At 42.9% G+C, this 14,424-nt stretch carries 14 protein-coding genes and 1 pseudogene; 9 read left to right on the top strand and 6 right to left on the bottom strand.

What is annotated here, in order from left to right:
- A partial coding sequence (locus tag BLT91_RS32400) for a hypothetical protein (RefSeq protein WP_217635289.1) occupies nucleotides 1-199 on the top strand: 199 nt, incomplete at its 5' end.
- Nucleotides 200-660: 461 nt separating this feature from the next.
- On the opposite strand, the gene BLT91_RS32395 is transcribed toward BLT91_RS32400, so the two are convergent.
- Nucleotides 661-810 (bottom strand): hypothetical protein, encoded by a 150-nt coding sequence (locus BLT91_RS32395; protein ID WP_217635288.1) that lies wholly within the window; start codon nucleotides 808-810, stop codon nucleotides 661-663.
- Between the two features lie 475 nt (nucleotides 811-1,285).
- A complete protein-coding gene (locus tag BLT91_RS27680) occupies nucleotides 1,286-1,840 on the bottom strand; it encodes a hypothetical protein (protein ID WP_090827182.1) in 555 nt (184 codons plus the stop codon).
- Nucleotides 1,841-2,115: 275 nt separating this feature from the next.
- Between BLT91_RS27680 and BLT91_RS27675 the strand changes: the two genes are divergently transcribed.
- Nucleotides 2,116-2,472 carry a hypothetical protein gene (locus BLT91_RS27675; protein ID WP_141225100.1) on the top strand — a complete coding sequence of 119 codons (357 nt, stop codon included), beginning with the start codon at nucleotides 2,116-2,118 and terminating at the stop codon, nucleotides 2,470-2,472.
- A gap of 242 nt (nucleotides 2,473-2,714) precedes the next feature.
- Nucleotides 2,715-3,698 (top strand): restriction endonuclease, encoded by a 984-nt coding sequence (locus BLT91_RS27670; protein ID WP_090827178.1) that lies wholly within the window; start codon nucleotides 2,715-2,717, stop codon nucleotides 3,696-3,698.
- A 606-nt stretch (nucleotides 3,699-4,304) separates the two neighbouring features.
- On the opposite strand, the gene BLT91_RS27665 is transcribed toward BLT91_RS27670, so the two are convergent.
- Entirely contained in the window at nucleotides 4,305-4,442 is a 138-nt protein-coding gene (locus BLT91_RS27665) for a YjcZ family sporulation protein (protein ID WP_090827176.1), read from the bottom strand.
- Between the two features lie 214 nt (nucleotides 4,443-4,656).
- Nucleotides 4,657-4,761, bottom strand: a complete 105-nt coding sequence (locus BLT91_RS32390) for a YjcZ family sporulation protein (protein WP_217635287.1) — start codon at nucleotides 4,759-4,761, stop codon at nucleotides 4,657-4,659.
- Nucleotides 4,762-5,136: 375 nt separating this feature from the next.
- On the opposite strand from BLT91_RS32390, the gene BLT91_RS27660 reads away from it, so the two are divergent.
- The 6 genes from BLT91_RS27660 to BLT91_RS33225 all read left to right on the top strand — a co-directional run bounded on the left by BLT91_RS27660 (nucleotide 5,137) and on the right by BLT91_RS33225 (nucleotide 9,661).
- Complete coding sequence (locus BLT91_RS27660) at nucleotides 5,137-5,706, top strand: recombinase family protein (RefSeq protein ID WP_090827174.1); 570 nt, start codon at nucleotides 5,137-5,139, stop codon at nucleotides 5,704-5,706.
- Between the two features lie 497 nt (nucleotides 5,707-6,203).
- On the top strand, nucleotides 6,204-6,497 hold the full coding sequence (locus BLT91_RS32050) for a hypothetical protein (RefSeq protein WP_090827170.1): 294 nt from the start codon (nucleotides 6,204-6,206) through the stop codon (nucleotides 6,495-6,497).
- Nucleotides 6,498-6,653: 156 nt separating this feature from the next.
- The gene (locus tag BLT91_RS27645) at nucleotides 6,654-7,319 is read left to right on the top strand and encodes a GntR family transcriptional regulator (RefSeq protein ID WP_090827168.1); all 666 of its coding nucleotides are present in this window, start codon (nucleotides 6,654-6,656) and stop codon (nucleotides 7,317-7,319) included.
- Nucleotides 7,320-7,339: 20 nt separating this feature from the next.
- Nucleotides 7,340-9,028: a dihydroxy-acid dehydratase gene (gene ilvD, locus BLT91_RS27640; RefSeq protein ID WP_090827166.1), complete on the top strand. Its 1,689-nt coding sequence runs from the start codon at nucleotides 7,340-7,342 to the stop codon at nucleotides 9,026-9,028.
- Nucleotides 9,029-9,220: 192 nt separating this feature from the next.
- Nucleotides 9,221-9,400 carry a hypothetical protein gene (locus BLT91_RS27635; RefSeq protein WP_090827164.1) on the top strand — a complete coding sequence of 60 codons (180 nt, stop codon included), beginning with the start codon at nucleotides 9,221-9,223 and terminating at the stop codon, nucleotides 9,398-9,400.
- A gap of 12 nt (nucleotides 9,401-9,412) precedes the next feature.
- The gene (locus tag BLT91_RS33225; RefSeq protein ID WP_254777170.1) at nucleotides 9,413-9,661 is read left to right on the top strand and encodes a hypothetical protein; all 249 of its coding nucleotides are present in this window, start codon (nucleotides 9,413-9,415) and stop codon (nucleotides 9,659-9,661) included.
- Between the two features lie 26 nt (nucleotides 9,662-9,687).
- Here BLT91_RS33225 and BLT91_RS34060 read toward each other — a convergent pair.
- Together BLT91_RS34060 and BLT91_RS27625 are read right to left on the bottom strand one after the other, a co-directional pair.
- Nucleotides 9,688-9,738: pseudogene (locus BLT91_RS34060) on the bottom strand (hypothetical protein); the annotation flags it as partial.
- Nucleotides 9,739-10,147: 409 nt separating this feature from the next.
- Nucleotides 10,148-14,419, bottom strand: a complete 4,272-nt coding sequence (locus BLT91_RS27625) for a S8 family serine peptidase (RefSeq protein ID WP_175532557.1) — start codon at nucleotides 14,417-14,419, stop codon at nucleotides 10,148-10,150.
- Between the last annotated feature and the right edge of the window lie 5 nt (nucleotides 14,420-14,424).

The raw sequence follows: 14,424 nt of genomic DNA, 5'->3' as shown, positions 1-14,424 counted from the left end.
AAAAGCACGCGGTTTAATTGCTGCCCTTCTGAGGTTTTTTTATTCTAACATGATTGAGATAGTGAATCTTCCCTCAAATAATGGCAAACAAAAAACGCCCTCCAACTTAGGCCGATATGCCAAGCTTATGGGCGCCATTTCACATGACAAATTTATAACCAACGACCCAGACCGTTTTAATGTTATTGGGGCTCCTTAGGGTTTTCTTCGATTTTCTTCCGGAGATTCGTTATCTGAACGTCGATGGAGTTCGCTGGCAGCGAAGCGGTCAAGAGTTCGATCCCCCTAAATTCCACCATCTCATTTACTGCGTAACGCTTGGGGCTTCGAGCGTTTTTTTTACTTTTTCTAGGCATAAAAAACTGTGATTTTTCTTGAAAAAATACATTAGTATACTTGCCATTGGACAAAATATAGTCCCCGGTATTATTTACAGATACCGAGGGCTTATTTTTCTTAACCCTAAAACCATCAAAGGCGTCACGGTCATTTCCTCCGAGTTCTTTATTGTTTTTCCCGCAAAATAAAAAATACCCAAAAAGAAAGGGGTATTTTTCCTATTTAGACTCAGAATTGAGCTGCTGTTATCTAAACTTCTCCAATTTTCACTAGTCCTGACTCCTCCGCGAAATATTGTTCAAAACCATTCGTAAGTAAAGGCTATGCTTTGGAAACCAATTGTTCTGCGGGAATGAGCTGTCCGTCTCTATTCCAGGCAAACGCAGCCCCATTGATGCTCCAACTCAGCATGATCGAAATCGTTTTGAACAGCTCCTTATCATCTTGTTTTGAAGGGGGTATTACTCTCAATGACGGATTCTAGCGATTGATGTCAACTTAGGCATAGATTGCTTAAATCATTGTGGAAACCGCACATGAATATCAAAAGATTTGATATGCTTGCTCGATTAAAAAAGTCACCACAATTTAATTTTCGTAACAGATTTTCCCTGAAAGTATCGGATATCGTAGAATCCAAATTGCGGTTGCAAAAGCGAAAAGATTAATGGAACCTTTGATTATAAAGCGGAATCGAAACTAACCGACATCACGAATGAAGTTGATGATCGGTTAGGTCTATTGCCAAGCAACAGCAATATATGTTCTTAACCCCCGACTGCTCTATCTCTAAGCAGCCAGGTGTCGGATGACAAGAACATTGTCCGATTGCCGACAAGATTAGAAGGGCGCGCTCAGCTAACGGGCAGTTTAGCACAGTAGCGAAACAAAGTAACCGAGGAAGTTATTCCTCGGTTACTTTGTTTCGTATTCAAAGATATGTCACTTAGAAGGAGGCGACATCGGGATCAGCAGTATGAGATTGTTTTGGAAATAGGAATCCTGTGGTGTAAGGTGGATATTGACCATGTAATCGAAAAGCTTTTTCCATCTCAGCTGCAGCACGACGTGCATCTTCTACGGTACGCTTGCCAGTCACCATATCGTTCATCAAGTTTAAAACCATAAAATTCGCCGCTTCTTGATCGCATTTAGCCGTAGCTTCTCCAGCCGTTCGGTCTGGATATAAACTACCATCAAACCGTGCTATGTCATCAAAAGATTGAACAGGGACTTTATAATTAATGGTTTGTTCTAAATAATCGAGATGGGGAGTCGGAGAGTTATGAGGTACTGTATGAAGATGAACAATCGTCCGTTTCCAAGGACCATTATTATACCACGTAATTTTTGTCATGCTTGCATCATTTGGTAAACCATATTTATTGATTAACAAATAAACAGTATTTCTTTGTTCCTGAGGCCAACTCACCAAAATTTGATCTATAAACGGATGAATAGGGGAATGTTGACGATGATATCCGCTCAATCCATTATCCATTTAAAATCCCTCCCACTAACAGATGTAATATTATATACTGGTCATCTGTCCATTATGTTAGAGTTACTCAACTATTGTACTGGGTTGTTTAACTAACGCAGAACGCTAGTTCAATCAAATAAGGAGCATATCACGCGGCAGCTACTCCTTGTTTTATTAAGTATTGGGCAGCTTAGTTTAAAAAGGAATAATAAATCTACATAACGAAATAAATAAAAAAAGTACGAAAATGGTGATGTTTATTTATGAGAGATTATAACGAGAAGGATGTCCTAGTGTCATACAATACTGTTATTGAAGTGATTCAGACACAAAGGCGAATAGGATTTAGTGAGGCTGAAATAAATATCTATCACTGTTTAACAGAGGAGAATGAACCTGGTTTTGATTTCGATTTGTATGATGAACAATACGGGAATTCTATAAGCCTGTATGAACTGGCAGAAAAAGATTGTCAAAATATTAAATTACATGATATTGCAATGAGGTTAGCAAATGAAATTACAGAGAAAACAGGATTGAACATTAAAATTAACGATGAAATTCAAGGTCCACCAATGGAATATGACGAGCATAATGAAAAAATGTGGATTGCAAGAATGGCCATGCAAGGAATTGATGACGATTATTAAAAAGTGAGCATCGAGACTGAGTACGAGAACATGTTGAAGCGGTTAGCTATCTCATGCGATATGTCGCCAACAACGATGGCTTACGTCCTCATTAAGAAATGTTTGGATAGCAGCCAGTCATAGAAGAGGTGGAGAAGAGCATCGGCATACATAATACCTTCATCTTTGCATGACATCTCGATATTGTCAAAGATAACAGATACCAAATAATACATAGCATTATAGTTAAGGAGTTGACTAATTTGAGTAGATGGTGGATGGTACGTGCAGGGGATAATAATGAACTTATACCTAAATGGCAGACTCAACAGGTAGCATCTATTGGTTGGGCTGAACTTGGTGATCCTAAGCAATTCTCTTCGAGAGATAAGCTTATTGAAAAGGCCCATTCAGTATACGCGGAAGAAAAACCAGGCACTCGTCTCTCTTGGGCTGGTCAAGTGTGGAGGTTTTATCGTGAAATTAAGGTCAATGATCGAGTTATTACGTATTCGAAGGAGACGAGAGAATATATTATCGGAATAGTTACAAAAGTCCATCAGTATCGGCCTGATGTAATTGATCCATACTATCCCAATGTTATTTCGGTTTCTTGGGAGTCGAAAAAAATATCTAGGGATCTCCTGTCACAAGGGGCTAAGAACTCATTAGGAGGAATTCTGACAGTATTCCGAGTCGATGGTTGGGGACATGAACTCATAGGCTTACTAGGGGGGACTTCTTCTCCGCAACCAAGTGATTCAAATGGTGAAGTAGAAGGAATTAATTATCAGGATTTTATAGAAAAAGCTAAGACAATGATCGAGGATTTAATCGATCGACTTGATCCATGGCAAATGCAAGATTTAGTTGCAGGATTGCTTCAAGCAATGGGATATCAAGTTACTGTCAGCCCCAGAGGGCCTGATGGTGGAGTGGATATACTGGCTCATCGAGATGCATTTGGATTTGAAAAGCCAATCATTAAAGTTCAGGTAAAGCATAGACACTCTGCAAGTGGTGGTCCTGAAGTACAGCAACTTCTTGGAGCAAATCCGCAGGGAGCAAGCTGTTTATTTGTATCAACAGGAGGATTTACTGCTGCTGCTAAATCTTCAGCCCAACATAATGGGGTTAAATTATTGGACTTATCAGGAATAGTCGACCTGATTAATGAATGGTTTGATAAAATGCCAGTCGATAAGCAGGCTTTGATACCGTTGAAACGAATATATGTGCCTGTATGACTCACCAACGGTTAAGAAATTTTTATAAGGTCCCGTCCTCGGCACAATACGATTTTCTTAAAGAAGACTATTATATTAACAGTTCGATAACAACAATTCACATAAATAAGCTCAATCAAACCCAGTGATATGACATTACAACCCAATAACAGGGACGTCCTCTAAGTAGGAAACGTCTCTTTTTTTTATTTAAGGTGTCACAACTTAAAAGTAATGACACCAACGAGCAAAAGCCGAAAAAAGTTCGATTTATGCGGATCGAAACGGTGTCATTACCCATATTCAAATTGTTTCGTCGATTTAAACGCAAATGAGAGCCAAAAAAGGAGGGATCAAAATGAACTATCAATATCGTGGCGGTAAGTGGTGGGATATCGGATCGGCTACAGCTGCATGTTGGAAGGAATAGTTGAAATGGGTATCGAAATGGGGGTATCGACCTAGTGCGGAACCATCCACTTGACCATATATTGATATTGCCAGCCAGCACCCAACTCACTCGTCTCCCTCATTTAAACAACGAGAAAAAAACGGTCTGTATTCGCATCTATCTCGCGATAAGACCGTTGTTTTTCTCGATATTCTTTGTGATGTTAGATTAAGAAATTACCATACAAAAGCTGAAGTGATGATAACCAAAAGAATGAAAAGAACCAATACAGCTGCTGCGCTGTTACCATAACCTGCACAACTTCCACCATAACCTACTCCACCATAACCTACTCCACCATAACCTAAGGCCATGTTTACTCATTCCCCTCAAGTGAATTTTCATTACGGTATAATCATACGCTCGGTACATGGTCATTGATTGGACATACGTCAAGGGCTTGGAATAAATAGGCAATTCTCCTTCAAACTTACTCGTCACCCTCATTTAAACAAGAGAAAAAAACGGTCTGTATTCGCATCTATTTCGCGATAAGACCGTTTTTGTTTTTTTGTGATGTTGGTTGGTTTAAATTGCAAAAGTCATTAAGATAATAACCAAAAGAATAAAAAGAACCAAGACAGCTGCTGCGTTGTTACCATAACCTGCACAACTTGCACCTACTGCTCCCATATTTACTCATTCCCCTCAAGTGAATTTCATTACGGTATAAAATATGTTCGTTACATAGTCATTGATTGGACAATAGCCGTTCCTCTAATCGGAAGTTGGTCAAAGGTGTCATGACTTAACAGACCCGACATGGGAAGCGTGATTTCTGGATGTGAATGTACTCACAATACAACCTGGTTAATTTACAGACGTTCCTCCTAAAGGATAGTGCGGTTTTTTTTTTTGTTGTCCATAGATGGAGTAAGGGTGAACACAAAACGACCGTTAATAGCACAATGATAAATTTGTATAAAAAAAGATAAAATAGATGTTGATTTTGTCTATAAACCCGTCCGTACTAAAAATGCATTAAACGTATGGGAAGGAGACAAACAAATGATAATTGGATATGCAAGGGTATCAACGGCTGACCAGAATCTAGATATGCAAATTGAGGCTATCGAGAAGTACGCAAAGGCTAGAGGCGAGCAGCGTTTAGAAATCTACAAAGAGAAGGAAAGCGGAGGCAAGGTGAACCGCAAGGAACTGGATAATGCATTGAGCAGAGTAAGAGAGGGCGACACATTCGTTGTATTCAAGCTGGATCGTCTCGCTCGGAGTACTCAGCAGCTCTTCAAGCTTCATGAGGATATCGAGAAATGGGGCTGTCACTTTGTCTCATTGAATGACAACATTGACACTTCAACCGCAGCAGGAAAGGCTATGTTCGGCATGATCGCTGTATTCGCTGAGTTTGAACGTAACCTAATTGTAGAACGCACCAAAGCCGGCTTAGAGTCAGCTCGTAAGAAGGGCAAAATCGGCGGAAGGCCAGCATTAACGGAAAGCAAGAAGCGAACTATCCTTTCACTATATAATTCAGGTATCAGCGCCACAGATATCGCCAAAGAACAAAAAATAGGCAGAAGCACAATTTATAAAATAATTAACGAAGTTAAGGAATAATGCCGTAAAAAGGCGTGAACGTTAGCATATTCAAGCCATTTATCCAGTTGTCGTGGGGCTAGCATTGAAGGTTGATGATGAAAGAAAATAAAATTTTAGACTCGAAAGCGGCGTTAAGCTAACGGGTAAGATAGTTCCAATATGTGGTATTATCATTCTAGGTGCTGAAAACAAAAAAAATGGGGTGATTAGCTGAATAGGTATGGTATTTACTTGTTCTTTTCTGCAGGGTGTATCGTTCTTCCCATAGTATTTTTAATTTATGGTTATTGGGATGCATCTCAACCAAAGGTGGGTCCTGTTGGGGATGGTAATCTGAATCCGACCTTCATACAAATCTTTCCCCTGATTTGTACACTGGTTACTGGCGTCATTAATACACCACTCGCTATCTATCAGTATAGAAAACATAAAAAATCCAAGTGAACTTAAAATATAGCCAGTCATTACGCTAACGCATAGATAAGGATTTAAAAAAGAAATTATCCGAAGAGTATGTGAGGGATTTCCTGAAGCTAAGAGTAATTATTAATAAACTAGACCCTCTTGGCTTAATCCGAGGGGGAGCTCCAGAAAATGAACATGATAATGTAACACAGAAGCTTATTCGGTGCTTGTACGACCATAAATTAGAGAATGTAAGAGATTTATTGATTGATTGTTATGATGAATACGGATTCAACGGAAGGAACATTCAGGAAGAATTTAAAGATAGTTTTAACAAGAAAATTGAGGGCATATACAATTTAATTGAAGATTGGTATCTCAATAAATATAAAAAAGAACGCTGAGCTAACGCAGTACTTAAGTTCAAAAAAAGGAGCAGGAGCCGCGGCTCCTGCTCCTTTTTATAAAATAAGACAATAAATTATTCTATAAACTCATTGCATCGAGCTCTAGAATGCGATATATTGCATATACATGCAATATTAAAGAGGAGATTGTTTATGCCAGTACCCCACAATTTTTCTTCACCAACTCGAATATCAGCTAAAGAACGAGCATTAACTCAAATCCAAAGATGGATCATTGAGGGTACACTCGTACCGGGCGAGAAATTAATTGATGCTGAACTAGCGGAATCTTTGGCTGTTAGTAGAACTCCAATCAGGGAGGCTTTTCAGCTTTTGGAAATGCAAGGACTTGTCTCGATGTTTCCTGGTAAAGAAACGAGAGTAACGAGCATAGAAAAAGAAGATATTCTTAAGATGTACCCAACGCTCGCTGCGCTCTATTCTTTGGCTGCTGAATATGCAGCAAAACTCATTTCACTGGAACAGATCGAGGTCTTGAAAGAAATAAATAAGCAATTCGCCCAAGCCATCCAGAGTGGACAGACTTACCAAGCTATGGAACTTGATGAGCAGTTTCATAATTTAATTGTAGATATATCGGATAACGCGTACATCGCATCATTTAGTACATCACTGCAAATTCATATAAGAAGGTTTAAATATGTCTTTCTTAAGCAACCAGTCACAGGAACACTTACCTCTGTGGAAGAGCACGGATCTATCATATTAGCTTTGGAGCAGAAAGACACTGAAAAAGCCTCAGCACATATGAAACAAAACTTAATAAGACCTATGCATGAACTGTATGCCCTAATCTAATAGTGAAAGGATGAATGAGTATGTCTGGTCATAAAGATTTAAGAATTCGGAGCAAAGTTATAAGTGAGGGAGTTAATCGCGTCCCTAATCGCGCTATGCTGAGGGCTGTCGGTTTTAAAGACGAGGATTTCAAGAAGCCGATGATTGGCGTGGCGAGTACGTGGAGTGAAGTAACCCCATGCAACATGCATATTGATTCCTTAGCGCTTGCAGCGAAAAAGGGAATTCAGCTTCATGGCGGCGCTCCTCTGATTTTTAACACCATTACGGTTTCAGATGGAATTTCGATGGGGCATGACGGGATGTTGTACTCACTACCAAGCCGTGAAGCTATAGCAGACTCCATTGAGATTGTTACGAACGCAGAGCGTTTCGATGCGCTTGTTGCTGTAGGCGGATGCGATAAAAATACACCAGCGTGTTTAATGGCTATCGGCCGACTGAATTTGCCTGCGGTATATGTATATGGCGGAACAATTCAGCCAGGGAAGTTAGACGGTAAAGACGTAGATATTGTCAGTGCTTTTGAAGCAGTAGGGCTGTATCATGATGGTAAAATAAGTGATGAGGAGCTTCACAAGGTTGAGTGCAACGCTTGCCCTGGGGCCGGAGCTTGCGGAGGAATGTATACAGCTAACACAATGGCATCTGCTGCAGAAGCATTAGGCATGAGTCTTCCTGGTTCATCCTCTACCTCAGCGATATCACCTCAAAAAGCATTGGAATGCGAAGAAGCAGGTGAGCGAGTACTTGAACTACTTGAGAAGGGGATTTATCCGCGCGATATTATGACAAAGAAAGCATTTGAGAATGCGATTACACTTGTAATGGCATTGGGGGGCTCTACCAATGCCTTCCTGCACCTAATTGCGATTGCACACTCTGTCCAAGTAGAGTTAACCTATGATGATTTCGAACGCATTCGTGTAAAAGTGCCACACATTGCAGATCTTAAGCCAAGCGGAAAGTATGTCATGCAGGATCTAAGTGATATTGGTGGGGTTCCCGGCGTGATGAAGCTTCTTCTTGAGCAAGGTCTTCTCCATGGTGATTGTATGACGATTACCGGTAAAACTTTAGCAGAAAATTTGGCAGCATCAGAACCGTTGCTTGAAAATCAAGACATTATTCGCCCGTTTAATAATCCCTTAAAGACGAGTGGGCCGTTAGTCGTTCTAAAGGGCAATCTGGCTCCAGAAGGCGCAATTGCCAAAATGTCAGGGATGAAAAAGTCTCGTTTCACTGGTCCTGCACGTGTATATGATAGCGAGGTAGCGGCTACTGAGGCAATATTACAAAACCAGATCCGCAAAGGAGATGTGTTAGTTATTCGGTATTGCGGACCGAAGGGCGGACCAGGCATGCCAGAAATGCTTTCAGTTACCGCTTTAATCGTCGGGAAAGGGTTTGGTGGAGAAGTTGCTCTCATAACTGATGGTAGATTTTCAGGTGGCTCACATGGTTTTGTAGTTGGTCATGTTGCACCAGAAGCACAAGTAGGTGGACCAATAGCTCTTCTGCAAGAGGGTGACATCATTACCATTGATAGTGAAACGAAAGAAATTTGCTTTGAAATTTCGGAAGTAGAGTTAGCGAAACGAAAGAATGAATGGGTTCAACCACAATTGAAATTTACTACAGGTGTTCTTAGTAAATACGCGAGATTAGTTTCATCTGCTTCCAAAGGGGCCGTTACAGATTTATTTTAATAGGTTGTAAACTCAGTTATGACGAATCAATGATTGAGAAGGGTCATTACGGAAAACGATAGTTCAATCAACAAAGCATGAAGGCAGCCGGCTCAGATGATCGGCTGCCTTTTCTCAACTAACAGCCGTATTCATAACCTTAAAATCTTGCTGCTATTGTGCAGTATCATTCAGCTATCTAGGAGGTTAGTTATGTTATATCGTAGACTAGGCAACACAGGAGTAAGCATTCCTGCAATAGGTCAAGGGACTTGGAAGTTTGGCGAAAATAAGCACAGTGAAAAACAAGAAATAGAGGCACTTCGTTTCGGTATAGCAAATGGTCTCACTCATACCGGTCCCGCTCCATCGGATGCGAGCGAACCTGCTTAAGAAACCGAAAAAGTGCAGCAGAATCCAACCGATGATGAAACGAGTAATGAATCAATTGGAGAGGATCAAGAACAAGCTGAACGAGTAATGGAGTTCTTGTTATCTAGCGATGACATCGAATTCATTAAGGAATACTACGCATTAGATGATGATGATCTTTCTAAAACGGGCGAAGCAGAAGTGTATAATTCACTTGTTGAATTCGCCATTGAATTCCACAGTGTTGATCTGGCCAGCAACCGAGAAAGGTTGATGATATAACCCAATTTCTGTTCCCTAATAATCGGCAAAACAGAGGCAATGCCGTACAAAACGCCTTTGATGTTCACATCGATCATTTGATCGCACTCTTGGACTCTTAGTTCACTATTCTGCGAAAGGGCATAATTCCGGCATTATTCATAAGAACATTGTAGCCAATACTACCTTTGCGCCGTTTTAGGCAAATACTTAGCTGCAGCTTCTTCTATTCGACTAGATGCTCCAATAATAATGATCACCTTAGATTTCAAGTATTGCAATTGTTATATACTTAATTGCGCTAAGAGCAAGGAGAAGTCAAAACGATCCCAAGTATTTTTTATAGGCTCTTTCGATTACTGTCTCGGGTTATTACCAGCATTTATCTTCAACTCCATAGGTCTTGATATATAGACTGCCGCTGACGATACCTTCTCTGGTTCGCTTGCTGCAAAAAGCCCCTTACACCGATTAAGCACCGAGTGCAAGGGGCCTTTGAATTACCCTTTAATTAATCAACTTGGCTGCTTTGAGCAGATTACTCAAAACCTTTGCAACTGCTTCACGAGTAGTCGCTTGGCCAGGAAGGAAGTAGAACTTGTCCTGCAAGGTTATACCTTCCATCAATCCAACATCTGTAACAGCCTGAATGCTGTCTTGCGCATAAGAGCTAAACTGAACAGAATCCGCATATGGATGGCTAACCGGTCCAGTCGGCTTCGGAAGGTTGAGCAGGCTAATGGCCCTGGAGAGCATCACTGTCAGGTCTTGACGGCTGATCTCGTCGTTAGGCTTGAAACCTTCGCCCGTACCTGTTACAAGGCCTGCTTGATAAGCGGTCGCAACATCTTCAGCAAACCAATCTTGCTGGGTCACATCACTGAACGGATTGGACGATGCTTGTCTTTGCAAGCCGAGGGCTCGAACCAGCATAGCAGCAAATTCTGCTCGCGTTACACTGCGTTTTGGCGAGTACTCGTTTGCCGAAGTTCCATTCAGAATGAATTTGTCCGCCAGCGATTGGATTTGATCCTTGGCCCATGACTGATCGATATCCGCAAACATCATATGGCGCGATGCTGCGACATAACTCGAGAAGCCGGGGCGGCTAATCGTTACGATCGTTGCTCCGTTATCCGCTTGCGTAAACTTCGCAGGAATCGCGTAAAACTTGTCTCCTTCTTTAAACAAGGCACCGGTTGCTTTTGCCCCCGAACCTTGTTCCAAGACGAACGAACGTTGGATGGGCTGATTTGAAGCTAAGGCAAGCGGCGTCGATACGCCATTGACGGTGCTGCTTGCTTCGAAGGCGTAAGGCGTGCCGACGATCGAAGCTTCGGTAAATTTGTCAGAGAATCCGCGTGCGCTATCCGCATCCTTCGTTATGCTAAACGTAACATCGGAACCTGCGGGTACGCTGTCCAATGCTGAGACCGGGGCTGCGACTGAAGCATCGTTCCATACAAATACGATGGAGCTGTTCTTAGGCGCATCCTTCAACAGCTGCGATTGGGAACCGGACAGCTTCAGCTGCGCTTCATGGGAATTATTGTCAGTTACGCCGACAACGAAAGAAGTTGGCGTTTGTTTGGCAGCCTCCAACGCCTTCTGGATATCGCTATCTGTCACCTTGGCAGTAAGTTGCTTGCCTTGTACCGCAGTCTGGGAAGCGATTGACATATTCGGTTGCCCTTGTGGAATGACAGCCGCCAATACATCATTATTGATATTCTTAGGTCCTGTCTCAACCGGTCCGGGCAAACCGCCACCGTCGAAGATAGGACCGCCGGCTGGAGGCGATAATGGCGGCGTATAACCGTCGTTATTGATAGGCGCAGGTTTATCTTTAATAATTACCGAGTTAAAGGCGTAAGCTTCATTATCTATCTGGAAAGCGTCATTAACATGTGCGGCAATGATGCCAATCTTGTATAAGCCTTCCGGAAGCTGATCAACAATATTATTTCCGGTCGCTATTTCTCTCCCTATGGCATAGCTGCCGTCAAAACCGGGGAAAGTAATCTCACCCGAAGGGATAAGTTTATACTGGTGCGTCTTATCATCAATGTCATAGATTTGAGCTGCTGTTCCCATAAACTTCTCGTCTATCCCAAATACATCAAGCTCAATATAGTTCATTTTCTCGGATTTGAGCATAGCTTTAATATTGATAGGAGTGTCCGAGTAAACTTTTTTGTTCGATAACGATTCAATTTGCAAGGGAAAATCGTTATTCGCCGAATCGTCTCCTACATGAATGACGAATGGGAGATGCAATGACGGATATGCCGTATTCTCCAGAAGAACTTCGCCTTCATAGACGCCTTGCTGCGCTCCTTTTGCAGCTTTGGCGGAGAGCGAGAATGCCCGCTTTTCGTTAGCCGCAACAGTAATTTGCGACGAGGAACCTGCATCCAGACCGCTTAGCGTCATGATCATGTTGCTCACGACCGGAGTAGCGATCGGATGATTCGGATCGGATGTAACCGTCGGATGCATCACTACTTTGGCCGAGTAAGTTAAAGGACTATTCGATTTATTTTTCAGTTGTAGAGGTTCGGTAACAACCGTACCGTCCGGATTGATGGTTCCAAAGCTGACACTGCTAGCTTCGCTAGGCATCGTTATCGGATTCATTTGCGAATCATAAATCGTAATCTTGTCAAGCGATTGCAATACGGCAGGTGTTTTGATGGCCTTGGCAATATTCGCTCGTCCAGCCCCCTGCGAATAAACATCATACGGAGTTCCATCTAGGTTTCTTATCTCATCTGCGGTATTCGCGAGTGCGGCCCGAATATCAAAGGGCGACCAATCCCTATGCTCCTGCTTCAAAAGCAGCGCGAGACCTGCAATATGAGGAGTCGCCATACTAGTTCCGCTAAGTCGGCCATATGCTTTTTCGTAACTTTTGCTATAATCTATCGTTCCATCAGGATTTTTACCATATTTCGGCAAAGTAGAGTAAATATTAACGCCGGGAGCGCTTATGTCCGGTTTGATACCGTAATTGCCGTCGGAATTCGGCCCGCGGGAACCGAATTCTGCGATCGTATCGCCGGCAAGATGGTTTTCCGTAAAAATGTCACCGAATGTAAATGTCAGCCCAGCAGTCAGATTGCGCGCAATCGCTCTCCCCGTTGTTCCAGGCATATCGATGAGCGGAATATACTTATAGCTGTCACCGAGAGAGGCGATAGAACCGATAGGTCCGTTACGACCGGGGATATCATCCGAAAGATCCGGGACGGATTTACCTTGCACGTCTATCTTGTTAATTCCGTTGAAAATGATGGTGCCGATCGCTCCATGCTCTTTGGCGGTCTTGACTTTTTCTTCAAATGAGATTTCACCGCGAGATATGAATGCGATTTTGCCATCGATTCTGCCATAGGTTGCTCCTGCGACCGAATCATAATCTTCCTTCTTGCCTAGACCCACATAAACGGCGTCAACCGGAGCCGACCCGAACATGTTGTGGAAATCCGTATGATTGGTTTCCCAGGTAACAATATTAAGTGGCTGATAGGTATTTGCCACAACCGAGCTTTTGACGGATGCGCTATACTGGACACTAGGGCTTGTGGATGCGGCTACAGTGATGGCCAGCTGGGCAGACGCCGGAGAGCCCATCGAATAATAGTAAGGACCTGAGCTGCCTTCATTTCCATTCGCAATAACGGCGATAACGCCTGCCAGTACGGCATTGTTAATGGCAATAGAATCAGGGGAGTTAGGATCTTTCTCCGAGCTGTTTCCTAACGATAAGTTGATAACGTCCATATGATCTTTCACGGCCCGCTCTATGCCGTTAATGATTTGCGCAGAGGTCCCGGTAGCCTCTGTGGGTCCTTTAGGGTCCGACGGGTCCGCAAGACCCATTACTTTATAATCATGCAGTTCCGCCTCATAGGCGACGCCTTTCTGGACGAAGTCGTCAGTATTGTTCACAGCTCTGCCGGCAATTGTCCCGGAAACGTGGGTCCCGTGAAGGGAGCCTTCGTATTTGTACTGCGGACTCGGATAATCCTCGTAAGGATCGGGATCATTAAAATAGGAGTCGTAGCCACCTTGATACGCGCCTTTTAAATCGGGATGGATATAGTCGACCCCCGTATCTATGACGCCTACTTTTAACCCCTTCCCTGTCCAGCCTTGCTCCCAAGCTTTATCGACGCCAAGTTGCTTAAGAGGAGTCGCATCGAAGGAGTAGTTGTACGTGCTCCTCGTTACCGTAGAGAAGCTTTCCGCCGATACAACGGGGTGATAGAGCAAATTCCGATGAATGGATTTCACGCCCGCGATTTTGGCCAATTGCGGAATTTGATCAGCGCGAACAGTAACTTCCATTCCGTTAAGGACCGTGTTGTATTGATAGTTTACTTTAAGAGGGATGCCTGCGGCTTTTGCAGCATTAATAAATGCCGTTTGTTCGCTTTGGGCCGTTTGCTCCGTTGACTCGGCTGCCATCGTAACGTATCCCATCTTAGCTGCATACTGCCCCACTGCTGCGGGCAGTCCGTTCAATTGAATGATTACGTTCATGTTATCGCTTGAAGATGTATCGATATCGGATGCGATGAATGGAGCGTTTGAAGTTGTGAATGTGGAAATCTGGCTATTCGAGCTCTGTTTTAAGGCAGCTTGGGCCAAAGCATGCAGCTTTTCCGCCGGGAACACGCGAGCAGCGGAGGCCGAAACGTTTAGTCCCACTAGGCTGCCTAGTAAATTAGCAACAGCTAAAAGAGCTGTCGATTTCTTGATAAGCGATGTAATCAATTTCG

The organism is Paenibacillus sp. yr247 (genome assembly GCF_900103825.1).
GTDB lineage: Bacteria > Bacillota > Bacilli > Paenibacillales > NBRC-103111 > Paenibacillus_E.
The sequence above is the reverse complement of the archived record's forward strand: the minus strand, read 5'-3'. Positions and strand labels throughout refer to the sequence as shown.

Bases quoted from the DNA above. Each gene is read 5' to 3' on its own strand.
- BLT91_RS27645 (WP_090827168.1), top strand. From the start codon at position 6,654: ATGCCAGTACCCCACAATTTTTCTTCACCAACTCGAATATCAGCTAAA.
- ilvD (WP_090827166.1), top strand. From the start codon at position 7,340: ATGTCTGGTCATAAAGATTTAAGAATTCGGAGCAAAGTTATAAGTGAG.
- BLT91_RS27665 (WP_090827176.1), bottom strand. From the start codon at position 4,442: ATGGCCTTAGGTTATGGTGGAGTAGGTTATGGTGGAGTAGGTTATGGT.
- BLT91_RS32390 (WP_217635287.1), bottom strand. From the start codon at position 4,761: ATGGGAGCAGTAGGTGCAAGTTGTGCAGGTTATGGTAACAACGCAGCA.
- BLT91_RS27635 (WP_090827164.1), top strand. From the start codon at position 9,221: ATGTTATATCGTAGACTAGGCAACACAGGAGTAAGCATTCCTGCAATA.
- BLT91_RS27680 (WP_090827182.1), bottom strand. From the start codon at position 1,840: ATGGATAATGGATTGAGCGGATATCATCGTCAACATTCCCCTATTCAT.
- BLT91_RS27660 (WP_090827174.1), top strand. From the start codon at position 5,137: ATGATAATTGGATATGCAAGGGTATCAACGGCTGACCAGAATCTAGAT.